A 24,218-nucleotide genomic window follows, 5' to 3' on the forward strand; every position below is an offset into this window, starting at 1 on the left:
AGGTGTCAGGTCATTCTTAATCGAGCAGCGAAATCGCCGTTGGCGCATCGTTGCCGACCAGCGCCAGGTCTTCGAATTCGTTGACGGCGTTGATCTCGGTGCCCATGGAAATGTTGGTGACGCGCTCCAGAATGACTTCGACGATCACCGGCACCTTGAACTCTTCGATCATCTCCTGAGCCTTGCGCAGGGCAGGCTGGATCTGACCCGGTTCGAATACCCGCAGCGCCTTGCAACCCAGGCCTTCGGCGACCGCGACGTGGTCGACACCGTAGCCGTTGAGTTCCGGAGCGTTGAGGTTGTCGAAGGACAGCTGCACGCAATAGTCCATCTCGAAACCGCGCTGGGCCTGACGGATCAGCCCCAGGTACGAGTTGTTCACCACAACGTGGATGTACGGCAGCTTGAATTGCGCGCCCACCGCCAGTTCTTCGATCATGAACTGGAAGTCGTAGTCGCCCGAGAGCGCCACCACCTTGCGGGTCGGATCAGCCTTGACCACGCCGAGCGCTGCCGGAATGGTCCAGCCCAACGGGCCGGCCTGGCCGCAGTTGATCCAGTGACGCGGTTTGTAGACGTGCAGGAACTGCGCGCCGGCAATCTGCGACAGACCGATGGTGCTGACGTAGCAGGTGTCCTTGCCGAACACCTGGTTCATTTCTTCATATACGCGTTGCGGCTTGACCGGCACGTTGTCGAAGTGAGTCTTGCGCTGCAGGCTGGCTTTGCGCTGCTGGCAGTCTTGCAGCCAGGCGCTGCGGTTTTTCAGCTTGCCGGCGGCTTGCCACTCGCGAGCGACTTCGATGAACACGGTCAGCGCGGCAGCGGCGTCGGACACGATGCCCAGGTCCGGGGTGAACACGCGGCCGATCTGAGTCGGTTCGATGTCGACGTGAATGAATTTGCGGCCTTCGGTGTAAACGTCGACCGAACCGGTGTGACGGTTGGCCCAGCGGTTACCCACGCCCAGCACCACGTCGGACTTCAGCATCGTGGCGTTGCCATAACGGTGCGAGGTTTGCAGACCGACCATGCCGACCATCAGCGGGTGATCGTCCGGGATGGTGCCCCAGCCCATGAGGGTCGGGATCACCGGAATACCGGTCAGCTCGGCGAACTCCACCAGCAAGTCGCTGGCGTCGGCATTGATGATGCCGCCACCGGCTACCAGCAATGGGCGTTCAGCCTGGTCGAGCATGGCCAGGGCTTTTTCCACCTGCACGCGGGTTGCGCTCGGCTTGGCCAATGGCAGCGGCTGGTAGGCCTCGATGTCGAATTCGATTTCGGCCATCTGCACGTCGAACGGCAGGTCGATCAGCACCGGGCCGGGACGGCCGGAGCGCATCTCATAGAAGGCTTTCTGGAAGGCGTAAGGCACCTGGCCCGGCTCCAGAACCGTGGTCGCCCACTTGGTGACCGGCTTGACTATGCTGGTGATGTCGACGGCCTGGAAGTCTTCCTTGTGCATACGGGCCCGCGGTGCTTGCCCGGTGATGCACAGGATCGGGATCGAGTCGGCCGAGGCGCTGTAGAGCCCGGTGACCATGTCGGTACCGGCAGGTCCCGATGTGCCGATGCACACGCCGATGTTGCCGGCCTTGGTGCGGGTGTAACCCTCGGCCATGTGCGAGGCGCCTTCAACGTGGCGAGCGAGGACGTGATCGATGCCACCGACCTTCTGCAAGGCGGAGTACAGCGGGTTGATCGCGGCGCCAGGGATGCCAAAAGCGGTATCGACCCCTTCACGGCGCATCACCAGAACGGCGGCTTCGATTGCTCTCATTTTGCTCATGGTTTTGTGCCTCTTACGTTTTGTAATTGTATACAAGTGGCTTTGCGCAGAGTGTATTCACGGCGGACGGCGCAGGTCAATCCATTTTCTCAAGCGGCTGTTTCATTCGTCGGAAGGCCAAAGTACTGTGGCTTTTCGTCGCATGTGGCGCTTTTCGAGAATTATTGTATACAAAAAAATAATCCATTGTGTTCTATTTGTTGCATCGGATTGCGCAACACAAAGCAGTCCAACGGCTTTCCCTATAACAAAATGAGGACGGCACCATGAGCGCTTTAACCTTGAAAGTCGCAGTCAACCTGGCCGATCAGGCCATCACCGCGGGGCGAACGATTTCTGCCGCGCCATTGACCGTTGCGGTGCTGGACGCCGGCGGGCACTTGATAACCCTGCAACGGGAAGACGGCGCCAGCCTGCTGCGCCCGCAGATCGCCATCGGCAAGGCCTGGGGCGCAATCGCCCTGGGCAAGGGCTCACGCCTGCTGGCACAGGACGCCCAACAACGCCCGGCCTTCTTCGCCGCGCTGAATAGCCTGGGGCAGGGCAGCGTCGTCCCGGTACCAGGTGGCGTGTTGATTCGGGATCAGGACGGGATTGTGTTGGGAGCGGTGGGCATCAGCGGGGATCTGTCAGATGTTGATGAGCAGTGTGCGATCCGTGCGATCGAGGGGCAGGGGTTGAGGGCGGATGCGGGAGTGGTTGGTTGATTTTTAGTGTCTGATCGAATGTCATCGCGGGCGAGCCCGCTCCCACAGGTTCCTGCTGGTGCACACAAAATGTGGGAACACCCTCGATCCTTGTAGGTGAACACAACTTCTGTGAACACCCTCGATCCTTGTGGGAGCGGGCTTGCCCGCGATGGCGGCCTCATGGACACATCCAGATAATGGATTGTCGCGGTCTATGGGCTGCTCAGGTCTAGTCTTCTGATGAATCCATCATGAAGGGGCAACGGATTGCCTGATCTTCCTGCGTCACATCGCCTACGAACGGGGCGCTATGCCGAACCCAATCGAATCTATTTACTGACTACCAATACACTTGATCGCAAGCCGGTTTTTGCGGATTTCGCATTGGGCAGATTGGTTGTTCATCAATTTCGCCAAGCACAAAACACAGGCTTAGTGAATTCACTGGCATGGGTCGTTATGCCTGATCACTTCCATTGGCTTGTCGAGTTGGAGAACTGTTCGCTCAGTAATCTGATGCGTCAAACCAAGTCACTGATTACGCGGGAGGTGAATCTTTCCAGTAACAGGAATGGACCACTTTGGCAGCAGGGCTATCACGACCGGGCATTGAGGCGAGAAGAAGACTTGGTGAAGATCGCACGGTATGTAGTGGCGAATCCATTGCGGGCAGGGCTTGTAGAGCGGCTTGGCGACTATCCCTTGTGGGATGCTATTTGGCTTTAAGACTTCAGATCGAGTCGCCCCAATCGCGGGCAAGCCCGCTCCCACAGGTTCCTGCTGGTGAATACAAAATGTGTGAACACCCTCGATCCTTGTGGGAGCGGGCTTGCCCGCGATTGGGGTTCACTCGGTCGTTCAGTCCACCTCACACCCCTTGAGCACCAACCGGATAATCGTCTGTGCCGCCGCCTCATAATCAGCCTCATCCAGCTTGGCCTTGCCGGTCACTGCGGAGATCTGCCAGTCGAAATCGGCGTAAGTCTGGGTCGCGGCCCAGATGCTGAACATCAGGTGGTTGGGGTCGATCGGGGCGATCTGGCCGCGGTCGATCCAGGTCTGGATGCAGTCGATGTTGTGCCTGGCCTGGCCGTTGAGCTGCTCGACCAGGTCGGAGCTCAGATGCGGGGCGCCGTGCATGATTTCGCTGGCGAACACCTTGGAGGCGAAGGGCAGGTCGCGGGAGATGCGGATTTTCGAACGGATGTAGCCACTGAGCACTTCGCTGGGCACTCCGTCGGCGTTGAATGGCGTCGAGGCCTGCAGGATTGGCTCGATGATACTTTCCAGGACCTCGCGGTAGAGGTTTTCCTTGGATTTGAAGTAGTAGTAGACGTTGGGCTTGGGCAGCCCGGCCTTGGCCGCGATGTCACTGGTTTTGGTCGCAGCGAAGCCCTTGTCGGCAAATTCTTCACTGGCGGCACGCAGGATCAGTTCTTTGTTGCGCTCGCGGATAGTGCTCATAAACCAAGGAGTTCCTTGCCTGTTCTGGCGGTTGCGCATGGTAGCACCGGCCTCGCGCGGCGCTCAAGAATGCCCCATGTGGCCTCGGGTCGCGTTATGCTGCGCACCATTTATTCAAGAAGGAAACCTGATTCATGGCAGGAAGCAGTTTGCTGGTGCTGATCGACGACATCGCCACTGTACTGGACGATGTGGCGTTGATGACCAAAATGGCCGCGAAGAAGACCGCCGGTGTACTGGGCGACGATCTGGCGCTCAACGCCCAGCAGGTTTCCGGCGTGCGTGCCGAGCGGGAAATCCCGGTGGTATGGGCGGTCGCCAAGGGCTCGTTTCTCAACAAACTGATTCTGGTGCCGTCGGCGTTGGCCATCAGTGCGTTCATTCCATGGCTGGTCACACCCTTGCTGATGGTCGGTGGCGCTTACCTGTGCTTCGAAGGCTTCGAGAAACTTGCCCACAAATTTCTGCACAGCAAAGCCGAAGATCAGGCCGAACACGCAGAGTTGGTCGAGGCCGTGGCCAACCCGGCGGTCGATCTGGTGGCGTTCGAGAAGGACAAGATCAAAGGGGCGATTCGTACCGATTTCATTTTGTCGGCAGAAATCATCGCCATCACGTTAGGCACGGTGGCTGACGCTTCACTGACCCAGCAAGTGATCGTGCTCTCGGGTATTGCCATCGTCATGACTATCGGCGTCTATGGCCTGGTGGCCGGCATCGTCAAGCTCGACGACCTTGGCCTGTGGCTGACCCAGAAGCCGGGCCAGATGGCTAAAAGCATCGGCGACGGGATTCTGCGCGCGGCGCCGTACATGATGAAAAGTCTGTCGGTGATCGGCACGGCGGCGATGTTTCTGGTCGGCGGCGGGATCCTGACCCATGGCGTGCCGGTGGTTCACCACTGGATCGAGAATGTCACCGCAGCGTCTGGTGGGGCCGGCTTTATCGTGCCGACGTTGCTCAATGCAGTGGCCGGGATTGTGGCAGGGGCGGCGGTGCTGATTGGGGTAATGGCTGTCAGCAAGGTTTGGAAGACAGTGAAAGCCTGAAACCTGGTCAGTCCCGTAGGAGCGAGGCTTGCCCGCGAATGGAGCGCGTCGGTTGAACTGAATGACCGCGTTATCGTTCTTCGCGGGCAAGCCTCGCTCCTACAGTGATTGGTGGTGTTTGATACACGCGCATGAAAAAGGCCATTCGACGCAAATCGAATGGCCTTTTTTGTTGCCGGCGGCGTTACTCGGCAATCTGCAGCTTGCGCGCCTCGGTATACACGTAACGCACTTTTTCATACTCGAACGGTGTGTTCATCTGCCCGTAGCGGAAGCCGTTCTGATAGCGCTTGTCGACGCCGCGCAATACCCAGATTTCCGGGTGGTTGGAACTGACTTCGGACACGTTCAGGAAGTTGATCGCCGATTCGCCGGTGTAATCGACCGCCAGGCCTGCGGTGTCACGCAGGTTCGACGGGCCGAGGATCGGCAGCACCAGGTAGGCGCCGCCCGGTACGCCGTAGAAGCCCAGGGTCTGGCCGAAGTCTTCATTGCGGCGCGGCAGGCCCATGGCGGTGGCCGGATCCCACAGGCCGGCGACACCGATGGTGGTGTTGAGCAGCAGGCGAGCGGTGGTGTCCAGCGAGCGCTGCCCCTTGAATTGCAGCAGGCTGTTCACCAGGTTCGGCACATCACCGAGGTTGTTGAAGAAGTTGCTGACGCCGGTGCGCAGGAAACTTGGGGTGACGTAGCGATAGCCGTTGACCACGGGCAGGAATACCCATTCGTCGAACCGATAGTTGAAGTGGTAGACGCGGCGGTTCCACTCTTCCAGCGGGTCATAGACGTTCAGTGCGTTGAGCGATGAGCGTTCGAACTCGCGCTGGTCCAGCCCCGGGTTGAATTTGAGTTTGCTCAGCGGTTCCTTGAAGCCGTCTTTATCGATAACCACTGGGGCGTTGGCTTTGCTGTTGTCGGCATTGGCGACGCCTGCACAGAGTAACGCTGCAATCAGCAGGAGGTATTTAGCCACGGAAAAACTCCAGCATGGCGTCGCTGTTGACGCGATAGTTGAGGTTGCCGCAATGGCCGCCCAATGGATAAACAGTCAAGCGGTCGCCAAAGGTGCGGCGCAGGAAACCCAGGTCACCAGGGCCGAGGATCACGTCATCGGCGTTGTGCATGACGGCGATTTTCGGGCTGTCGTGCAGGTAGTCCTTGAGCGCATACAGGCTGACCTGATCGATCAGTTGCAGCAGGCTGCCGCCGTCGGTGCGGGCGCGCCACATCGGGATGACCTGCTCGGTGATGTAGCAATCGAAGTCGCACTGCAGCGCACGTTTGAGGAACGGCGTGAGGGTGGTGCCTTCGGTGATCGGGAATTTCGGTGGCGTGATCAGGCCGCGACGGTTGATCAGGTCGGAGGTGAAGGCAATGTCTGCCGCCGAGAAACGGAATGAAGTGCCGATCAGCATCGCCATCTGTTCATTGCTCAGGTGTTGCTTGGACTGCTGGAAGTCGTAGAGCAGGGCATCGTTGAGGTCGATGTAGCCTTTTTGCTGGAAGTAGCGGGTCAATTTCGCCAGCACCAGCTCATAGAAAGTGGTGGTGTTGTTGATGCCTTTGACCTCGGTCTGTACCAGTTTGTCCAGGTTGGTGACCGAGGTGTAGAGGTTGACCGGCGGGTTGAGCAGCAAGACTTTCTTGAAGTTGAAGCTGCGACGGGTTTCATCCAGGTGTGCAACAAAAGCCGCATCCAGGGCGCCGAGGCTGTAACCGGTCAGGAAATAATCGGTGACCGGCAGTTTCGGGTTTTGCGCCCGTACGGCCTGCATCACCCGGTACATGTCTTCGGCGTCGTCCTTGGTCACGCCTGGAGTGGCGAAACGCGAGGCGGCGGTCATGAAGTCGAAACTGGTGGGCGACGACAGCTGCACTACGTGATAACCGGCCTTGTAGTAGAGCTTTTTCAGGTATTCGTTGAGGGTGCTGTCATAGCGTGCACCGGTACCGGAAATCAGGAAGATTAACGGTGCGGCATGATCCTGCGTGGCGATGCGGTAGGTGAGTTTTTTCACCGGCCAGAAATTGTCCGGCAGACTGAACTCTCGCTCCGGGCGCAACGTGACGCTGCGATCCTCTTGGTTGATGTCGTCGTCCAGTGGCAACTCCGGACGCAACTCCGGCGGTGTCGTGGCGATGGTCGCCTCGAATGGGTTGGTCAGGGGGTAGCCATAACTGGCGGCGTCAATGTCGGCCGCCAGTACGGACGCACTTAAAAGCAAGCCGCCAAACAGGGCGGCGAAGCGCAAGGAACGGAGCATGACTAGATCCCTTAGAGGAAGGTGCCGGATGAAGTTCGCAGGCTATGACCATTGGATTTGGGCCAAAGTGCCATGCATCGGCGGCAAACAGGCCAAGTTTCGGAGCAATGGTAGCGGGACGATACACTTTGCAGCTATTTCATGAACAGTTAATTGATGTTGTTTGCTTAGCGCGGACGGGGGATTAAGCTGGCCGCCGATTTCGTTTATTGGAGTGCTTCATGTCCCGCCGTCTGCCCGTGATTCTGCTGCTCGTTCTTCTGCCATTGTGGCTGGCCGCCAGTTATGGCGCGCGTTATGGCTTCATGGAGGATGCTCAATGGGTCGGCATCTGCGTTGACGAGGCCAGTCGCTGGGAATGCCAGGTGCGCTCGAACCTGGGTTTGATGATTCACTTCAAGGTGCTGGGCTGGGCGGCAGTGGCGGCAGCCGTGACCGGTTTTGTGCTGCCGGGGCGGGCAGGGTGGTGGTTGGCGGTACTGGCGCTTGTGTTCGGGTTTCCGGCGCTGGCGTTGTACACCACCACGTTGGCGGTGTTTGCGGTGGTGATTGCTGCTTTGCGGTTGGTCCGGGCTTCTAGCAGCGTCTGATAGTCAGTCTTCGCGGGCAAGCCTCGCTCCTACAGGGTTGTGTCGTTCATAAATGATATGAACGACACAACCCTGTAGGAGCGAGGCTTGCCCGCGAAGAGGCCATTAAACACGCTGAAGATCAGCCCTTGCGAACCCGCAAGCTGCGCCACAACGCCGCGACTATCAACACACTCACCAGCGCCCAGCCCCAGGCCTGCTGGTTCTGCAAGCCTTCACGAAACAGTTGCGGTGCAATGCCGGCGCCGATGATGAAGGTCAGCACGGCAATTTCCCGACGCGGCACGCTCACCGGGCGGCACAGGTACACCAGCGCCGGCAGGATGAACGCGACACTCGGGAAGCTGCGATAACGCGGGTCGAACACCAGTTCCAGCATCATCACCGCCGCGGCAAAACCTGTCGCTGCCAGCCACCAGCCGGCTCGATGTTCAAGGGCATTGAAGGCGCGCCCACGCCAACCGGTGCGGGTGCTCAAGGTCAGCGCGGCATGGGCCAGCACCAACAGATTCAACCCCGTCAGCAACGCTACCCACAACCATTCGCTGGCAAAACGGGTGGTGACACGGGCCAGGTCGCCCCAGGCGCCGATCGAACAGGCCGCCAGGGCACCGAGCAGAGGCAGCACCAACGCTGCGCGAGTGCTGCGAACGCGACCGCCGAGGATCAACGTACCGATGAAGATCAAACCGCCCACCGCCAGCCATTGCGACCAGTACGGCACGTTCGAGACCGGCCCGGCGAGTACGCCCTTGTCCTGGCGATCGGCGTCGAACAGTCCCCAATAACCCCCGACCGCACCTTCGCTGGCGCGTTTCCAAGGCTGGTCGAACGCTTCGATCAGGTTGTAATGCCAGCCTTGCTGCTCGGCCATGATTACAAAGCTGCGAATGAACTTGGCTTCATTGACCCGGCTCGGCAGCGCCGTTTCGCGCTGACGACCTTCGCTCGGCCAACCGGTTTCGCCAATCATCACGTCCTTGGGCGCGAACTTGTTGCCGAATACCTGACGCACCTCGGCTACATGCTGCAGCGCGGCGTCAATGTTCGACGGATCATCTTCCCAGTACGGCAATAAATGGATGGTGAGGAAATCCACTGCCGGGGCGACTTCCGGGTGTTTGAGCCAGAACTCCCAGACGTCGGCGTAGGTCACTGGTTGCTTGATCCGGCTTTTGACTTTATTGATCAGCGTTGCCAGTTGTGCGCCGGTGACTTCCTTGCGCAGCAGGGCTTCGTTGCCGACGATGACCGAGGTCACCACATCCGGGTTGGCATTGGCCGAGGCGATCAGCAGATCGACTTCCTTGGCGGTATCCACCGGGTTGCTGTTGACCCAGGCGCCGATCATCAGTTTCAAGCCGTGCTTGCGTGCCAGGTCGGGCAGATCCTGGAGGCCGGTCATGGAATAGGTGCGGATGCATTCGAAACGGGTCGCCAGCAGGGCGAGGTCGGCGTCCATGCGCTCGGGGCGCAATTTGAACGGCACGTCGAATGGCGATTGGTCCTTGTCGAACGGGGTGTAAGAGGCGCATTGCAGTTTGTGCGTTGCGCTGGCCACGTCCGGAAGGATCACCGGTTTGCCGAGTCCGTACCAGAAGCCGCCGAGGGCAAACAGCCCCAGCAGGCAAGCGAAAAGATAAGCCAAAAAAGGAAAGCGTGATGTCGCGGGCATGTTCAGGCCGTCTGGGAGCAAAGCCGGGCATGTTACCTGCATTTGGCCTACGCTTGGTGGCCTGCATGGTTTTGACATGCAAAGTTCGGGCGGGCCGGCCGAGGCATTTGCGACGGTCGCGATTAATGGCCTTCTGATGTCGTTTCTCGATGCCTTGAGGTCGCTGGCAGAGCAGGTCTTTGTTGGCGTCAGGTTGATGATCGACACGTCAGTACTCCGCTGATGATCGAACGAGTTTGCGGTGGGCGTGATGGGGGCGCTGAGCACCATAAAAATACGTTGAGCGACTCGGCATCCGTCGAGTGCAGCACTTTCGGGGAAGTAACGATGAAGATGCGACGACTCTTGGGCGCAGGTGCCGCTTTGGTGCTGGCGATCAGCTCTACGATGGCCAGCGCTGAAGGCAAGGCAGTGACTATCGGTTATGTCGACGGCTGGTCGGACAGCGTCGCCACGACCAACGTGGCAGCAGAAGTGATCAGGCAGAAACTCGGTTATGACGTGAAGCTACAAGCCGTTGCCACCGGGATCATGTGGCAGGGCGTGGCCACTGGCAAACTCGACGCCATGCTGTCGGCTTGGCTGCCTGTGACTCACGGCGAATACTGGGCGAAGAACAAGGATCAGGTCGTCGACTACGGCCCGAACTTCAAGGATGCGAAAATCGGTCTGATCGTGCCGGAGTACGTCAAGGCCAAGTCCATTGCCGATCTGAAAACCGACGACAGCTTCAAGGGTCGTATCGTCGGCATCGACGCCGGTTCAGGCGTGATGCTCAAGACCGATCAGGCTATCAAGGATTACGGTCTGGACAATTACACCCTCAAGGCCAGTTCTGGCGCCGGCATGATTGCCGAGCTGACCCGTGCCGAGAAGAAAAACGAATCCATCGCCGTCACCGGTTGGGTGCCACACTGGATGTTCGCCAAGTGGAAACTGCGCTTCCTGGAAGACCCGAAAGGCGTTTACGGCGCAGCTGAAACCGTGAACAGCATCGGCAGCAAGGAGCTGGCAACCAAAGCGCCTGAAGTCGCGAAGTTCCTGAAGAACTTCCAGTGGGCGTCGAAAGACGAAATCGGCCAAGTCATGTTGGCGATTCAGGACGGTGCCAAGCCTGAAGCCGCAGCGAAAGACTGGGTGGCCAAACACCCGGATCGCGTTGCCGAATGGACCAAATGATTTGAGCTGAAGCGTCTGGTCAGCACCTCCCAAGGCCCCTTGGCTTAAATGCCAAGGGGCTTTTTGCTTTCTGTGGGAATTCGGCGGGGGAGAAACCGTCATGTCGTTCTAATACTAAGGTCGTCTGGAACCTCTCCGGCAGCCGCATAGAGTGGATAACGTTCCAACCAAATCTGTGCTGCGAGGATAAAAACAATGAACGACAGCATTTACCTCTCGATTCAAAACAGCCCGCGCTTCAAGGAGCTGGTTAGCAAGAGGGAACGATTCGCCTGGATTCTTTCAGCGATCATGCTTGGGTTGTACTCCGGATTCATCCTTTTGATCGCTTACGGGCCGCATATTCTGGGCGCAAAGATCAGCCCCGAGTCTTCGATAACCTGGGGCATTCCGATCGGTGTCGGGCTGATTGTTTCGGCCTTTGTCCTGACTGGTATCTACGTACGACGCGCCAACGGCGAATTCGACGACTTGAACAATGCGATTCTCAAGGAGGCTCAGCAATGATCCGGCGTCTAATCGCTCTCTTGAGCATCGCAGCCTTTGCACCGGGCGCCTGGGCGGCTGAGGCCCTGACGGGTGCAGTGCAGAAACAACCGCTCAACGTATCCGCGATCATGATGTTCGTGGTGTTCGTCGGGGCAACCTTGTGCATCACCTATTGGGCGTCCAAGCGCAATAAATCGGCCGCCGACTACTATGCGGCGGGTGGCAAGATCACCGGTTTCCAGAACGGTCTGGCGATTGCCGGTGACTACATGTCCGCGGCATCCTTCCTGGGTATTTCCGCCCTGGTGTTCACCTCCGGCTACGATGGCCTGATCTACTCGATCGGCTTTCTGGTGGGCTGGCCGATCATTCTGTTCCTGATCGCCGAGCGCCTGCGTAACCTGGGCAAGTACACCTTTGCCGACGTGGCGTCCTATCGCCTGGGGCAAACCCAGATTCGCTCGCTGTCGGCGTGCGGTTCGTTGGTGGTGGTGGCGTTCTACCTGATCGCGCAAATGGTCGGTGCCGGCAAGCTGATTCAGCTGCTGTTCGGCCTGGACTACCACGTTGCGGTGATCCTGGTCGGTATCCTGATGTGCCTGTACGTGCTGTTCGGCGGCATGCTGGCGACCACTTGGGTGCAGATCATCAAGGCGGTGCTGTTGTTGTCCGGTGCCTCGTTCATGGCGCTGATGGTGATGAAGCACGTCAACTTCGACTTCAACACGCTGTTCTCCGAGGCGATCAAGGTTCACGCCAAAGGTGAAGCAATCATGAGCCCGGGCGGCTTGGTGAAAGACCCGATCTCGGCGTTCTCCCTCGGCCTGGCACTGATGTTCGGTACCGCTGGCCTGCCGCACATTCTGATGCGCTTCTTCACCGTGAGCGACGCGAAAGAAGCACGTAAAAGTGTGCTGTATGCAACCGGCTTCATTGGCTACTTCTACATCCTGACCTTCATCATCGGCTTCGGCGCGATCCTGCTGGTCAGCACCAACCCGGCCTTTAAAGATGCGGCAGGCGCGCTGTTGGGCGGCAACAACATGGCGGCGGTGCATTTGGCCAACGCGGTGGGTGGCAGTGTGTTCCTGGGCTTCATCTCGGCGGTGGCGTTCGCGACCATTCTGGCGGTGGTAGCCGGCCTGACCCTGGCCGGTGCCTCGGCAGTGTCCCATGACCTGTATGCCAGCGTGATCAAGAAGGGCAAGGCCAACGAGAAGGACGAAATCCGCGTCTCGAAAATCACCACCATCGCTTTGGCGGTGCTGGCGATTGGCCTGGGCATTCTGTTCGAGAAGCAGAACATCGCGTTCATGGTGGGCCTGGCGTTCTCCATCGCGGCGAGCTGCAACTTCCCGGTGCTGCTGCTTTCCATGTACTGGAAGAAACTGACGACTCGCGGTGCGATGATCGGCGGTTGGTTGGGGCTGGTCAGTGCGGTTGGCTTGATGGTGCTGGGGCCTACCATCTGGGTGCAGATCATGGGTCACGAGAAGGCGATCTTCCCGTATGAATACCCGGCGCTGTTCTCGATGATCATTGCCTTTATCGGTATCTGGTTCTTCTCGATCACTGACAAATCCACTGCGGCTGACAATGAGCGGGCGCTGTTCTTTCCTCAGTTTGTGCGTTCGCAGACTGGGTTAGGGGCGAGTGGGGCGGTTTCGCACTAAGGCTTCTTATATATAAGCTGCGCTGACACGAATGCCCCGGTCGAGAGATCGGGGCATTTTTATTGGGCTTTTATGGGCGGTTATCGCCCTTTGTAGGGGCGAGGCTTGCCCGCGAAGGCTATATGCAAAAGCCAAAGCGAGGCGGCCGACCGGCCGGCCTGATCGGACGTGGGGATATATTCCTCCCATAGGAGCTGCCGAAAGCTGCGATCTTTTGATCTTGCCGTTGCTTTGGCTTTTGATCTGTCTGCCCCTTTCCCGGAGGTCGAGCCGCCGTTACCGAAGAAACGGATATGCACACAACCAAAGAGCACAAACAAAAACGGCCTCTATCTACATAGAGGCCGTTCTCGGTGCAACTTAAGACGTTATCGCAAGACAGGTCTTATTTGCGGTCTTCAAGCTTGGTGATGTCACGCGACTCGTAGCCGGTGTACAGCTGGCGCGGGCGGCCAATCTTGTATGGGCTGGAGAGCATTTCTTTCCAGTGGGAGATCCAGCCGACGGTCCGCGCCAGGGCGAAGATCACGGTGAACATGCTGGTTGGAATGCCGATCGCCTTGAGGATGATCCCCGAGTAGAAGTCGACGTTCGGGTACAGCGAGCGTTCGATGAAGTACGGGTCGGTCAGGGCGATCTCTTCCAGGCGCATGGCCAGTTCGAGTTGCGGATCGTTGGTGATGCCCAGTTCCTTCAACACTTCGTCGCAGGTCTGCTTCATGACGGTAGCGCGCGGGTCGCGGTTTTTGTAAACACGGTGACCGAAGCCCATCAGTTTGAACGGATCGTTCTTGTCCTTGGCCTTGGCGATGTACTTGTCGATGTTCGAGACATCGCCAATTTCATCGAGCATGGTCAACACGGCTTCGTTCGCACCGCCGTGGGCAGGGCCCCACAGTGCAGCGATACCGGCGGCGATACAGGCGAACGGGTTGGCACCCGAGGAACCTGCCAGACGTACGGTGGAGGTCGATGCGTTCTGCTCGTGGTCGGCATGGAGGATGAAGATCCGGTCCATGGCCTTGGCGAGTACCGGGCTGATCGGTTTGATCTCGCACGGGGTGTTGAACATCATGTGCAGGAAGTTTTCCGCATACGACAGGTCGTTGCGCGGGTACATCATGGGTTGGCCCATGGAGTACTTGTAAACCATTGCAGCCAGGGTCGGCATCTTGGCAACCAGGCGGATCGCGGAGATTTCGCGATGCTGCGGGTTATTGATGTCGAGGGAGTCGTGGTAGAACGCCGAGAGGGCGCCAACTACACCGCACATGACGGCCATCGGGTGGGCGTCGCGACGGAAGCCGTTGAAGAAGGTCTTCAACTGCTCGTGGACCATGGTGTGGTTCTTCACGGTGCCGACGAACTGGGCCTTCTGTTCTGCGGTCGGCAGCTCGCCGTTGAGCAGCAGGTAGCAGGTTTCCAGGTAGTCCGACTTTTCAGCCAGCTGTTCGATCGGGTAGCCGCGGTGCAGCAGAATACCGTTGTCGCCGTCGATGTAGGTGATCTTCGACTCGCAGGAGGCGGTCGACATGAAACCAGGGTCAAAGGTGAAACGGCCCGTGGCCGTCAGGCCCCGAACGTCGATAACATCGGGACCAACGGTGCCGGTTAAAATGGGCAGCTCGACGGGGGCTGCGCCCTCGATGATCAACTGCGCTTTTTTGTCAGCCATGTGGCCTCCTATTTATGCTTGAAATCATCAGACAGACCCCCCACGCAGGGCCCGCACCACTATAGTGAGATAAATTCGAATGTCAATTTGCCTAAAGTCTTGCTCCAGAAGGCTTTAACCGGACTTTTTTCTCGAAATTGCCTGCCATTTACGCCTTTTATGTCACTTGTGCAATCCGCTATTAGGGGAAGGTGAACGCGTTGTCATTAGTAGCCTAACTGTCTATACTCGGCCACCGACCGCCAGGGGCTTTTGGGCCTGCTTTATTGGGGGTCGCATCCCTGGGTGGTGGTTACCTGACCAGTGCACTCCCCAACAACTTTGCCCTGATTGTTAGGGGCTCTTCAGTGTGAAAAAAAAGCCGTGAAAAGCCAACGACCTGTAAACCTAGACCTAAGGACCATCAAACTCCCCATCACCGGCGTTACGTCGTTTCTTCACCGTGTTTCCGGCATCATCCTCTTCCTGGGCCTTGGCTTCATGCTGTATGCATTGGGCAAGTCTCTGGGTTCCGAGGAAGGTTTCGCCGAGGTGAAGGCATGCTTGACCAGCCCGCTGGCCAAGTTCGTAGCATGGGGCCTCCTGTCCGCTCTTCTGTATCACCTGGTAGCCGGTGTGCGCCACTTGATCATGGACATGGGCATCGGTGAGACGCTGGAAGGCGGCCGCCTGGGCTCGAAAATTATCATCGCCGTTTCCGTGGTGTTGATCGTTCTGGCAGGAGTTTGGATATGGTAACCAGCGTTACGAACCTTTCGCGTTCGGGCCTCTATGACTGGATGGCGCAACGTGTGTCTGCGGTTGTACTCGCGGCTTATTTCATTTTCCTGATCGGATACCTCGCTGCGAATCCTGGCATTGGCTACGCCCAATGGCACGGCCTGTTCGCCCACAACGGGATGCGTATCTTCAGTCTGCTGGCCCTTGTTGCCCTTGGCGCTCACGCCTGGGTCGGCATGTGGACCATCGCGACCGACTACCTGACGCCGATGGCGCTGGGCAAGTCCGCGACTGCAGTACGTTTCCTTTTCCAGGCAGTATGCGGCGTTGCGATGTTCGCTTACTTCGTCTGGGGTGTGCAGATTCTCTGGGGTATCTGATCCATGGCTAACATTCCAACGATTTCTTTCGACGCCATCATTATTGGTGGCGGCGGTGCTGGCATGCGCGCAGCGCTGCAACTGGCACAAGGCGGTCACAAGACTGCCGTGATCACCAAGGTTTTCCCGACTCGTTCGCACACCGTATCGGCCCAGGGCGGCATCACTTGCGCCATTGCGTCTGCGGATCCGAACGATGACTGGCGCTGGCACATGTACGATACCGTCAAGGGTTCCGACTACATCGGTGACCAGGACGCTATCGAATACATGTGTCAGGAAGGTCCGGCTGCCGTTTACGAGCTGGACCACATGGGTATGCCGTTCTCGCGTACCGAGCAAGGTCGTATCTACCAGCGTCCATTCGGCGGTCAGTCCAAGGACTACGGCAAGGGCGGCCAGGCCGCACGTACTTGCGCGGCGTCCGACCGTACCGGTCACGCGTTGTTGCACACCCTTTATCAGGGCAACCTGAAAGCCGGTACCGTGTTCCTGAACGAGTACTACGCTGTCGATCTGGTGAAGAACGGCGAAGGCGAGTTCGTCGGTGTGATCGCGATCTGCATCGAAACCGGCGAAACCACCTACATCCGTGCCAAGGCCACCGTACTGGCGACCGGCGGTGCAGGTCGCATCTACGCTTCGACCACCAACGCCCTGATCAACACCGGTGACGGCGTTGGCATGGCGCTGCGTGCCGGTGTTCCGGTACAGGACATCGAAATGTGGCAGTTCCACCCGACCGGCATCGCCGGCGCCGGTGTACTGGTAACCGAAGGTTGCCGTGGTGAAGGTGGTTACCTGATCAACAAGCACGGCGAGCGTTTCATGGAGCGTTATGCTCCGAACGCCAAAGACCTTGCCGGTCGTGACGTGGTTGCCCGTTCGATGGTTAAAGAAATCATCGCCGGCAACGGTTGCGGTCCGAATGGCGACCACGTAATGCTCAAGCTCGACCACCTGGGCGAGGAAGTGCTGCACAGCCGTCTGCCAGGCATCTGCGAACTGTCCAAGACTTTCGCGCATGTTGACCCGGTCGTCGCTCCGGTTCCGGTTGTTCCGACTTGCCACTATATGATGGGCGGCGTTGCCACCAACATTCATGGTCAGGCGATCACTCAGGACGCCGAAGGCAAAGACACCATCATTCCGGGCCTGTTTGCGGTCGGTGAAGTGGCTTGCGTATCGGTTCACGGTGCCAACCGTCTGGGCGGCAACTCGTTGCTCGACCTGGTGGTCTTCGGTCGTGCGGCCGGTCTGCACCTGGAAAAGGCGCTGACCGACGGTATCGAATACGACGATGCCACCGATGCCGACATCAATGCGGCCCTGTCGCGTCTGTCCGCTCTGAACGAGCGTACCGATGGCGAAGACGTGGCAACCCTGCGTCGCGAGCTGCAAAGCTGCATGCAGAACTACTTCGGTGTGTTCCGTACCGGCGAATACATGCAGAAGGGTATTGCTCAACTGGCTGATCTGCGTGGCCGTATCGCCAACGTCAAGATCAACGACAAGAGCCAGGCGTTCAACACCGCGCGTATCGAAGCGCTGGAGCTGCAGAACCTGCTGGAAGTGGCCGAAGCTACTGCCATCGCGGCAGAAGTACGTAAAGAGTCCCGCGGCGCTCACGCCCGTGAAGACTTCGAAGACCGTGACGACGAAAACTGGCTGTGCCACACCCTGTACTTCCCGGGTGAGAAGCGCGTTGCCAAGCGTGCAGTGAACTTCTCGCCGAAGACTGTTCCGACTTTTGAACCTAAGATTCGGACTTATTAAGGGTGGCCGCCATGTTGAAAGTCAGTGTTTATCGTTACAACCCTGATCAGGACGCTGCGCCGTTCATGCAGGAATTCCAGGTTGATACCGGTGGTAAAGACCTGATGGTGCTGGACGTGCTGGCCCTGATCAAAGAGCAAGACGAGGGTTTCTCCTATCGTCGCTCTTGCCGTGAAGGTGTTTGCGGTTCCGACGGCATGAACATCAACGGCAAAAACGGTCTGGCGTGCATCACGCCACTGTCCGCCGTTGTAAAAGGTAACAAGCTGATCGTTCGTCCTCTGCCAGGTTTGCCGGTTATCCGTGACCTGGTCGTCGATATGAGCATCTTCTACAAGCAATACGAAAAGGTGAAACCATACCTGCAGAACGACACGCCGGCTCCGGCCATCGAGCGTCTGCAGTCGCCTGAAGAGCGTGAAAAGCTCGACGGTCTGTACGAGTGCATCCTGTGCGCTTGCTGCTCGACTTCGTGCCCGTCCTTCTGGTGGAACCCGGACAAGTTCCTGGGCCCGGCTGCCCTGCTGCAAGCGTACCGCTTCCTGGCAGACAGCCGCGACACCAAGACGTCCGAGCGTCTGGCTTCGCTGGATGACCCGTTCAGCGTATTCCGCTGCCGGGGCATCATGAACTGCGTCAACGTTTGTCCGAAAGGCCTGAACCCGACTAAGGCCATCGGTCACATCCGTAACATGCTGCTGCAAAGCGGCGTGTGATTCAGCTGCTGTACCCGTAGAACCGCTGTACCCGTAGATGCTGCGGCGCAGGCTTCAACCGGCGCCGTAGTTTTAACCTGAGCAGCAGCCCATAAGGCTGCAGCTCTTATTTTGAAGAAATGAGACAAGCAGGGGCATCCGGGCTGGTACCCGGACTATCAGCGTGATCCTAAGTGGCTTGTTTTAGTCGCTGCATTCGGACTTCTGCAAGTTTGCTCGGTGTCGACGCCGGTGGTGTTCCCCTAACCGAGGGTGACCAAGCATGCAAGAAAGCGTGATGCAGCGCATGTGGAACAGCGCCTACCTTTCCGGTAGTAACGCTGCCTATGTGGAAGAGCTCTACGAGCTCTACCTGCACGACCCTAACGCTGTGCCAGAAGAGTGGCGCACCTACTTCCAGAAGTTGCCTGCTGATGGCAACACTGCCACCGATGTTTCGCACTCCACAATTCGCGATCATTTCGTCTTGCTGGCAAAGAACCAGCGCCGCGCCCAACCGGTTTCCGCCGGCAGCGTGAGCAGTGAGCACGAAAAGAAGCAAGTTGAAGTGCTGCGATTGATCCAGGCCTACCGTATGCGTGGCCACCAGGCAGCCCAGCTTGACCCGCTGGGGCTGTGGCAGCGTCCCGCACCTGGAGACCTGTCAATCAATCATTACGGCTTGACCAATGCCGATCTTGATACGACCTTCCGTGCCGGCGACCTGTTCATCGGCAAAGAGGAGGCGAGCCTACGCGAAATTCACGAAGCGTTGCAGCAGACATATTGCCGCACCATCGGCGCTGAATTTACGCATATCACCGATTCCGAGCAGCGCCAGTGGTTCCAGCAGCGTCTGGAAAGCGTACGCGGCCGTCCGACTTACTCCGCCGACATCAAGAGCCACCTGCTTGAGCGTGTCACCGCCGGCGAAGGCCTGGAAAAATACCTGGGCACCAAATACCCGGGCACCAAGCGTTTCGGTCTGGAAGGCGGCGAGAGCCTGATCCCGATGCTCGACGAGCTGATCCAGCGTTCCGGTTCCTACGGCACCAAGGAAGTCGTGATCGGCATGGCCCACCGTGGCCGTCTGAACGTACTGGTCAACACCTTCGGCAAGAACCCGCGCGAGCTGTTCGACGAGTTCGAAGGCAAGAAGAAGGTCGAGCTGGGTTCCGGTGACGTTAAATATCACCAGGGCTTCTCGTCCAACGTCATGACCTCCGGCGGTGAAGTTCACCTGGCCATGGCTTTCAACCCGTCCCACCTGGAAATCGTTTCTCCAGTGGTCGAGGGTTCGGTTCGCGCCCGTCAGGATCGTCGTAACGACCCTACCGGTGAGAAGGTTCTGCCGATCTCCATCCACGGTGACGCGGCATTCGCCGGTCAAGGCGTGGTGATGGAAACCTTCCAGATGTCGCAGACCCGCGGTTTCAAGACCGGCGGCACCGTGCACATCGTGATCAACAACCAGGTCGGTTTCACCATCAGCAACCCGCTGGACTCGCGTTCCACCGAGTACGCCACTGACGTCGCAAAAATGATCCAGGCGCCGATCCTCCATGTGAATGGTGATGATCCGGAAGCTGTATTGTTCGTGACCCAGCTGGCTATCGACTACCGCATGCAGTTCAAGCGTGACGTGGTGATCGACCTGGTCTGCTACCGTCGTCGCGGCCACAACGAGGCCGATGAGCCAAGCGGTACCCAGCCTCTGATGTATCAGCAGATCACCAAGCAGCGCACTACCCGTGAGCTGTATGCCGATCGTCTGACCCAGAGCGGTGTGCTGGACGCCGAGCGTGTTCAGGCGAAAGTCGACGAATACCGCAACGCGCTGGACAACGGTCTGCATGTTGTAAAAAGCCTGGTCAAAGAGCCGAACAAAGAGTTGTTCGTGGACTGGCGTCCGTACCTGGGCCACGCCTGGACTGCGCGTCACGACACCCGTTTCGATCTGAAAACCTTGCAGGAACTGTCTGCCAAGCTGCTGGAAATTCCGGAAGGCTTCGTGGTTCAGCGCCAGGTTGCGAAGATCTACGAAGACCGTCAGAAGATGCAAGCCGGCGGCCTGCCGATCAACTGGGGTTATGCCGAAACCATGGCGTACGCGACCCTGGCGTTCGAAGGTCACCCGATCCGCATGACTGGTCAGGACATTGGCCGCGGTACGTTCTCGCACCGTCACGCTGTTCTGCACAACCAGAAAGATGCCGGCACCTACATTCCGTTGCAGAACCTGTACAAGGGTCAGCCGCGTTTTGATCTGTACGACTCGTTCCTGTCGGAAGAAGCCGTACTGGCGTTCGAATACGGTTACTCGACCACCACGCCAAACGCGCTGGTGATCTGGGAAGCCCAGTTCGGCGATTTCGCCAACGGTGCGCAAGTGGTGATCGACCAGTTCATCACCAGTGGCGAGCACAAGTGGGGCCGTCTCTGCGGTCTGACCATGCTGCTGCCGCACGGTTATGAAGGTCAGGGTCCTGAGCACTCCTCGGCTCGTCTGGAGCGTTACCTGCAACTGTGCGCCGAGCACAACATTCAGGTAGCCATGCCGACTACGCCGGCCCAGATCTACCACTTGCTGCGTCGTCAGGTGATTCGCCCGCTGCGCAAACCATTGGTAGTCCTGACTCCGAAGTCGTTGCTGCGTCACAAGCTGGCCATCTCGACCCTGGAAGACCTGGCCGAAGGTTCGTTCCAGACCGTTATCCCGGAAATCGATGCGCTTGATCCGAAAAAGGTCACCCGCATGGTCCTGTGTAGCGGCAAGGTCTACTACGACCTGCTGGAAAAACGCCGTGCCGAAGGTCGTGAAGACATCGCCATCGTGCGTATCGAGCAGCTGTATCCGTTCCCTGAGGACGACCTGATGGAGACGCTCGCCCCTTACACCAACCTCGAGAACGTGGTCTGGTGCCAGGAAGAGCCGATGAACCAGGGCGCCTGGTACAGCAGCCAGCATCACATGCGTCGCAGCCTGACCAACCACAAACAAGGCCTGGTCCTGGAATACGCTGGTCGTGAGGCGTCTGCCGCACCGGCTTGCGGTTACGCTTCGATGCACGCCGAGCAGCAGGAACAACTGCTGCAAGATGCTTTCACTGTTTAACGCCTTCGCGCACCTGAAACCGAATTTAAGGACCCACAGATAATGGCTATCGAAATCAAAGCCCCCACTTTCCCGGAATCGGTTGCCGATGGCACCGTTGCCACCTGGCACAAAAAACCGGGCGACGCCGTCAAGCGTGACGAACTGATCGTCGACATCGAAACCGACAAGGTCGTGCTGGAAGTTCTGGCCACCGCTGATGGCGTGCTGGGCGCGATCGTCAAGAACGAAGGCGACACCGTTCTGTCCGACGAAGTTCTGGGCTCTATCGGTGAGGGCAGCGCTGCTGCCGCTCCAGCCGCTGCTGCTGCACCTGCTGCCGCTGCCGCTGCCGCTGCTCCTGCCGAAGCGGGCGAAGACGATCCTGTTGCTGCACCGGCTGCTCGCAAGCTGGCTGAGGAAAACGGCATCAACATCGCTTCCGTTGCCGGTACTGGCAAAGGCGGTCGTGTGACCAAGGAAGACGTGGTAGCGGCTGTTGCTGCCAAGAAAGCCGCTCCGGCTGCCGCACCTGCCAAAGCTGCTGCACCGGCTGCTTCTGCTCCGGTATTCGCTGCTGGCGACCGCGTGGAAAAACGCGTTCCGATGACCCGTCTGCGCGCCAAGGTTGCCGAGCGTCTGGTTGAAGCTCAATCGAACATGGCCATGCTGACCACTTTCAACGAAGTCGACATGACCGAAGTCATGGCTCTGCGTTCGAAGTACAAGGACCTGTTCGAGAAGTCCCACAACGGCGTACGCCTGGGCTTCATGTCGTTCTTCGTGAAAGCGGCCACCGAAGCGCTGAAACGCTTCCCGGCTGTCAACGCGTCGATCGACGGTGCCGACATCGTTTACCACGGCTACGCCGACGTCGGTGTGGCTGTTTCCAGCGACCGCGGTCTGGTTGTACCGGTTCTGCGTAACGCCGAACTGATGAGCCTGGCTGAAATCGAAGGCGGCATCGCAACCTTCGGCAAGAAAGCCCGTGACGGCAAACTGTCGATGGAAGAAATGACCGGCGGCACGTTCACCATCACCAACGGTGGTACTTTCGGTTCGATGATGTCGACCCCGATCGTCAACCCGCCGCAGGCTGCGATTCTGGGTATGCACAACATTATCCAGCGTCCTATGGCGATCAACGGTCAGGTGGTTATCCGCCCGATGATGTACCTGGCGCTGTCCTACGATCACCGTCTGATCGATGGCAAAGAAGCTGTGACCTTCCTGGTGACCATCAAGAACCTGCTGGAAGACCCAGCTCGTTTGCTGCTGGATATCTGATTTCGTTGCACGGGCCGTTCAGTAATGGACGGCCCTTCTGTAATGACCAGCTTCGTCCCACGACGGTCCTCAAAAGGGGCCGTCCGGTTTGATTCGAGAAGGAATGACACATGACTCAGAAATTCGACGTGGTAGTGATTGGCGCGGGCCCTGGCGGCTACGTGGCTGCCATTAAAGCAGCGCAACTGGGCCTCTCCACTGCCTGTATCGAGAAATACACCGATGGCGAGGGCAAGCTGGCCCTGGGCGGCACTTGCCTGAACGTCGGTTGCATTCCATCCAAGGCGCTGCTGGACAGCTCCTGGAAATACAAGGAAGCGAAAGAGAGCTTCAACGTCCACGGTATCTCTACCGGCGAAGTCAAAATGGACGTCGCTGCAATGGTTGGCCGCAAGGCTGGCATCGTGAAGAACCTGACCGGCGGCGTCGCCACCCTGTTCAAGGCTAACGGCGTTACTTCGATCCAGGGCCACGGCAAGTTGCTGGCCGGCAAGAAAGTCGAAGTCACCAAGCCTGACGGTTCGGTTGAAGTCATCGAAGCTGAAAACGTCATCCTGGCTCCAGGTTCGCGTCCGATCGACATTCCGCCGGCTCCGGTCGATCAGAAAGTCATCGTCGATTCGACTGGTGCTCTGGAGTTCCAGTCCGTACCTAAACGCCTGGGTGTGATCGGCGCTGGTGTTATCGGTCTGGAGCTGGGTTCGGTATGGTCGCGTCTGGGTGCAGAAGTGACTGTCCTGGAAGCCCTGGACACCTTCCTGCTGGCAGCCGACACCGCTGTTTCCAAGGAAGCGCTGAAAACCCTGACCAAACAGGGTCTGGACATCAAGCTGGGCGCTCGCGTGACCGGTTCCAAAGTGAACGGCGACGAAGTCGTTGTGAACTACACCGATGCCAACGGCGAGCAGAACATCACTTTCGACAAGCTGATCGTAGCCGTTGGTCGCCGTCCGGTGACCACTGATCTGCTGGCTGCCGATTGCGGCGTGACCCTCGACGAGCGCGGTTTCGTGCACGTTGACGATCACTGCGCCACCACCGTACCGGGCGTTTACGCCATCGGTGACGTGGTTCGCGGCATGATGCTGGCTCACAAAGCCTCGGAAGAGGGCATCATGGTTGTCGAGCGCATCAAGGGTCACAAAGCCCAGATGAACTATGATCTGATCCCTTCGGTTATTTATACTCACCCGGAAATCGCATGGGTCGGTAAAACCGAACAGGCCTTGAAAGCTGAAGGCGTAGAAGTTAACGTCGGCACCTTCCCGTTCGCAGCCTCTGGCCGTGCCATGGCCGCCAACGATACCGGTGGTTTCGTCAAGGTCATCGCTGATGCCAAGACTGACCGCGTATTGGGCGTCCACGTGATTGGCCCGAGCGCTGCAGAACTGGTTCAGCAGGGCGCGATCGGCATGGAATTCGGCACCAGCGCTGAAGACCTGGGCATGATGGTTTTCTCCCATCCGACCCTGTCTGAAGCCTTGCACGAAGCTGCGTTGGCAGTGAATGGCGGCGCCATCCACATCGCCAACCGCAAGAAACGCTAAGCGGATAATAAGAAACCACGGCGGTACGGCCCGTCGTGAGCCTTGCGAGCAAGACTCACCGCGGAATGTCCGCTGGACGCAGTCTTGCGTAGCTGCACCGGGTACCCGGAAAGGTTACGCAAGCAGCAGTCACAGGTGGTGCGGCACTTGAATGAGTGCAGCACCGAATGCGCAGTACCT

The 24,218-nt window shown here is 58.5% G+C and carries 20 protein-coding genes; 14 read left to right on the forward strand and 6 right to left on the reverse strand.

The genetic code is table 11. The annotated features are described in order from the left end of the window. Nucleotides 1–16: 16 nt before the first annotated feature. On the reverse strand, nucleotides 17–1,792 hold the full coding sequence (gcl, locus tag AC30D7_RS16430; RefSeq protein ID WP_490134762.1) for a glyoxylate carboligase: 1,776 nt from the start codon (nucleotides 1,790–1,792) through the stop codon (nucleotides 17–19). A gap of 266 nt (nucleotides 1,793–2,058) precedes the next feature. Here gcl and AC30D7_RS16435 point away from each other — a divergent pair, with 266 nt between their 5' ends. Together AC30D7_RS16435 and AC30D7_RS16440 are read left to right on the forward strand one after the other, a co-directional pair. Continuing rightward, the gene (locus AC30D7_RS16435; RefSeq protein ID WP_490134763.1) at nucleotides 2,059–2,499 is read left to right on the forward strand and encodes a GlcG/HbpS family heme-binding protein; all 441 of its coding nucleotides are present in this window, start codon (nucleotides 2,059–2,061) and stop codon (nucleotides 2,497–2,499) included. 249 nt (nucleotides 2,500–2,748) lie between these two features. After that, nucleotides 2,749–3,207 carry an REP-associated tyrosine transposase gene (locus tag AC30D7_RS16440; RefSeq protein ID WP_305422585.1) on the forward strand — a complete coding sequence of 153 codons (459 nt, stop codon included), beginning with the start codon at nucleotides 2,749–2,751 and terminating at the stop codon, nucleotides 3,205–3,207. Nucleotides 3,208–3,339: 132 nt separating this feature from the next. On the opposite strand, the gene AC30D7_RS16445 is transcribed toward AC30D7_RS16440, so the two are convergent. Further along, nucleotides 3,340–3,945, reverse strand: a complete 606-nt coding sequence (locus tag AC30D7_RS16445; protein ID WP_490134764.1) for a TetR/AcrR family transcriptional regulator — start codon at nucleotides 3,943–3,945, stop codon at nucleotides 3,340–3,342. A gap of 134 nt (nucleotides 3,946–4,079) precedes the next feature. Here AC30D7_RS16445 and AC30D7_RS16450 point away from each other — a divergent pair, with 134 nt between their 5' ends. Continuing rightward, nucleotides 4,080–4,994: a DUF808 domain-containing protein gene (locus AC30D7_RS16450; RefSeq protein ID WP_490134765.1), complete on the forward strand. Its 915-nt coding sequence runs from the start codon at nucleotides 4,080–4,082 to the stop codon at nucleotides 4,992–4,994. Between the two features lie 184 nt (nucleotides 4,995–5,178). Here AC30D7_RS16450 and AC30D7_RS16455 read toward each other — a convergent pair whose 3' ends face one another. Beyond that, nucleotides 5,179–5,967, reverse strand: coding sequence for an MlaA family lipoprotein (locus AC30D7_RS16455; RefSeq protein WP_490134766.1), 789 nt, complete (start codon nucleotides 5,965–5,967; stop codon nucleotides 5,179–5,181). Then, on the reverse strand, nucleotides 5,960–7,258 hold the full coding sequence (locus tag AC30D7_RS16460) for a serine/threonine protein kinase (RefSeq protein ID WP_490134767.1): 1,299 nt from the start codon (nucleotides 7,256–7,258) through the stop codon (nucleotides 5,960–5,962). Before AC30D7_RS16460 ends, AC30D7_RS16455 begins: the two co-directional genes overlap by 8 nt. 221 nt (nucleotides 7,259–7,479) lie before the next feature. Between AC30D7_RS16460 and AC30D7_RS16465 the strand changes: the two genes are divergently transcribed. Continuing rightward, nucleotides 7,480–7,848 carry a hypothetical protein gene (locus AC30D7_RS16465; RefSeq protein WP_490134768.1) on the forward strand — a complete coding sequence of 123 codons (369 nt, stop codon included), beginning with the start codon at nucleotides 7,480–7,482 and terminating at the stop codon, nucleotides 7,846–7,848. A gap of 121 nt (nucleotides 7,849–7,969) precedes the next feature. Here the strand turns inward: AC30D7_RS16465 and AC30D7_RS16470 are convergent, their stop codons facing one another. Continuing rightward, nucleotides 7,970–9,565 carry a glycoside hydrolase family 17 protein gene (locus AC30D7_RS16470; protein ID WP_490134769.1) on the reverse strand — a complete coding sequence of 532 codons (1,596 nt, stop codon included), beginning with the start codon at nucleotides 9,563–9,565 and terminating at the stop codon, nucleotides 7,970–7,972. 285 nt (nucleotides 9,566–9,850) lie between these two features. Between AC30D7_RS16470 and AC30D7_RS16475 the strand changes: the two genes are divergently transcribed. The 3 genes from AC30D7_RS16475 (at nucleotide 9,851) to AC30D7_RS16485 (ending at nucleotide 12,864) form a co-directional block, all read left to right on the forward strand. Then, nucleotides 9,851–10,702, forward strand: a complete 852-nt coding sequence (locus tag AC30D7_RS16475; protein ID WP_490134770.1) for a glycine betaine ABC transporter substrate-binding protein — start codon at nucleotides 9,851–9,853, stop codon at nucleotides 10,700–10,702. Between the two features lie 195 nt (nucleotides 10,703–10,897). Beyond that, nucleotides 10,898–11,209 (forward strand): DUF485 domain-containing protein, encoded by a 312-nt coding sequence (locus AC30D7_RS16480; protein ID WP_007939152.1) that lies wholly within the window; start codon nucleotides 10,898–10,900, stop codon nucleotides 11,207–11,209. Beyond that, nucleotides 11,206–12,864: a cation acetate symporter gene (locus AC30D7_RS16485; protein WP_019579621.1), complete on the forward strand. Its 1,659-nt coding sequence runs from the start codon at nucleotides 11,206–11,208 to the stop codon at nucleotides 12,862–12,864. Before AC30D7_RS16480 ends, AC30D7_RS16485 begins: the two co-directional genes overlap by 4 nt. A 385-nt stretch (nucleotides 12,865–13,249) precedes the next feature. Here the strand turns inward: AC30D7_RS16485 and gltA are convergent, their stop codons facing one another. After that, nucleotides 13,250–14,539, reverse strand: coding sequence for a citrate synthase (gene gltA / locus AC30D7_RS16490; protein ID WP_007936034.1), 1,290 nt, complete (start codon nucleotides 14,537–14,539; stop codon nucleotides 13,250–13,252). A gap of 363 nt (nucleotides 14,540–14,902) precedes the next feature. On the opposite strand from gltA, the gene sdhC reads away from it, so the two are divergent. The 7 genes from sdhC (at nucleotide 14,903) to lpdA (ending at nucleotide 24,038) form a co-directional block, all read left to right on the forward strand. Then, nucleotides 14,903–15,277, forward strand: a complete 375-nt coding sequence (gene sdhC, locus AC30D7_RS16495) for a succinate dehydrogenase, cytochrome b556 subunit (RefSeq protein WP_015096190.1) — start codon at nucleotides 14,903–14,905, stop codon at nucleotides 15,275–15,277. Continuing rightward, on the forward strand, nucleotides 15,271–15,639 hold the full coding sequence (gene sdhD / locus AC30D7_RS16500) for a succinate dehydrogenase, hydrophobic membrane anchor protein (RefSeq protein ID WP_003210573.1): 369 nt from the start codon (nucleotides 15,271–15,273) through the stop codon (nucleotides 15,637–15,639). The genes sdhC and sdhD overlap by 7 nt, the downstream gene beginning before the upstream one ends. A gap of 3 nt (nucleotides 15,640–15,642) precedes the next feature. Further along, nucleotides 15,643–17,415: a succinate dehydrogenase flavoprotein subunit gene (sdhA, locus tag AC30D7_RS16505; RefSeq protein ID WP_019648150.1), complete on the forward strand. Its 1,773-nt coding sequence runs from the start codon at nucleotides 15,643–15,645 to the stop codon at nucleotides 17,413–17,415. A gap of 11 nt (nucleotides 17,416–17,426) precedes the next feature. Continuing rightward, nucleotides 17,427–18,131 (forward strand): succinate dehydrogenase iron-sulfur subunit, encoded by a 705-nt coding sequence (locus AC30D7_RS16510; protein WP_007936040.1) that lies wholly within the window; start codon nucleotides 17,427–17,429, stop codon nucleotides 18,129–18,131. A 262-nt stretch (nucleotides 18,132–18,393) separates the two neighbouring features. Continuing rightward, nucleotides 18,394–21,225: a 2-oxoglutarate dehydrogenase E1 component gene (locus tag AC30D7_RS16515; RefSeq protein WP_490134771.1), complete on the forward strand. Its 2,832-nt coding sequence runs from the start codon at nucleotides 18,394–18,396 to the stop codon at nucleotides 21,223–21,225. A gap of 42 nt (nucleotides 21,226–21,267) precedes the next feature. After that, entirely contained in the window at nucleotides 21,268–22,491 is a 1,224-nt protein-coding gene (gene odhB / locus AC30D7_RS16520; RefSeq protein WP_490134772.1) for a 2-oxoglutarate dehydrogenase complex dihydrolipoyllysine-residue succinyltransferase, read from the forward strand. Between the two features lie 110 nt (nucleotides 22,492–22,601). After that, nucleotides 22,602–24,038 (forward strand): dihydrolipoyl dehydrogenase, encoded by a 1,437-nt coding sequence (gene lpdA, locus AC30D7_RS16525; protein WP_490134773.1) that lies wholly within the window; start codon nucleotides 22,602–22,604, stop codon nucleotides 24,036–24,038. Nucleotides 24,039–24,218: the final 180 nt, after the last annotated feature.

It is taken from the genome of Pseudomonas sp. DF5, from assembly GCF_058148225.1.

Excerpts from the sequence above, each read along its gene's own strand:
- AC30D7_RS16510 (WP_007936040.1), top strand. The coding sequence starts at position 17,427 with ATGTTGAAAGTCAGTGTTTATCGTTACAACCCTGATCAGGACGCTGCG.
- sdhD (WP_003210573.1), top strand. The coding sequence starts at position 15,271 with ATGGTAACCAGCGTTACGAACCTTTCGCGTTCGGGCCTCTATGACTGG.
- AC30D7_RS16435 (WP_490134763.1), top strand. The coding sequence starts at position 2,059 with ATGAGCGCTTTAACCTTGAAAGTCGCAGTCAACCTGGCCGATCAGGCC.
- AC30D7_RS16460 (WP_490134767.1), bottom strand. The coding sequence starts at position 7,258 with ATGCTCCGTTCCTTGCGCTTCGCCGCCCTGTTTGGCGGCTTGCTTTTA.
- AC30D7_RS16515 (WP_490134771.1), top strand. The coding sequence starts at position 18,394 with ATGCAAGAAAGCGTGATGCAGCGCATGTGGAACAGCGCCTACCTTTCC.
- odhB (WP_490134772.1), top strand. The coding sequence starts at position 21,268 with ATGGCTATCGAAATCAAAGCCCCCACTTTCCCGGAATCGGTTGCCGAT.
- gcl (WP_490134762.1), bottom strand. The coding sequence starts at position 1,792 with ATGAGCAAAATGAGAGCAATCGAAGCCGCCGTTCTGGTGATGCGCCGT.
- AC30D7_RS16445 (WP_490134764.1), bottom strand. The coding sequence starts at position 3,945 with ATGAGCACTATCCGCGAGCGCAACAAAGAACTGATCCTGCGTGCCGCC.
- AC30D7_RS16475 (WP_490134770.1), top strand. The coding sequence starts at position 9,851 with ATGAAGATGCGACGACTCTTGGGCGCAGGTGCCGCTTTGGTGCTGGCG.
- AC30D7_RS16480 (WP_007939152.1), top strand. The coding sequence starts at position 10,898 with ATGAACGACAGCATTTACCTCTCGATTCAAAACAGCCCGCGCTTCAAG.
- sdhA (WP_019648150.1), top strand. The coding sequence starts at position 15,643 with ATGGCTAACATTCCAACGATTTCTTTCGACGCCATCATTATTGGTGGC.
- AC30D7_RS16485 (WP_019579621.1), top strand. The coding sequence starts at position 11,206 with ATGATCCGGCGTCTAATCGCTCTCTTGAGCATCGCAGCCTTTGCACCG.
- AC30D7_RS16465 (WP_490134768.1), top strand. The coding sequence starts at position 7,480 with ATGTCCCGCCGTCTGCCCGTGATTCTGCTGCTCGTTCTTCTGCCATTG.
- lpdA (WP_490134773.1), top strand. The coding sequence starts at position 22,602 with ATGACTCAGAAATTCGACGTGGTAGTGATTGGCGCGGGCCCTGGCGGC.
- AC30D7_RS16450 (WP_490134765.1), top strand. The coding sequence starts at position 4,080 with ATGGCAGGAAGCAGTTTGCTGGTGCTGATCGACGACATCGCCACTGTA.
- gltA (WP_007936034.1), bottom strand. The coding sequence starts at position 14,539 with ATGGCTGACAAAAAAGCGCAGTTGATCATCGAGGGCGCAGCCCCCGTC.
- AC30D7_RS16470 (WP_490134769.1), bottom strand. The coding sequence starts at position 9,565 with ATGCAGGTAACATGCCCGGCTTTGCTCCCAGACGGCCTGAACATGCCC.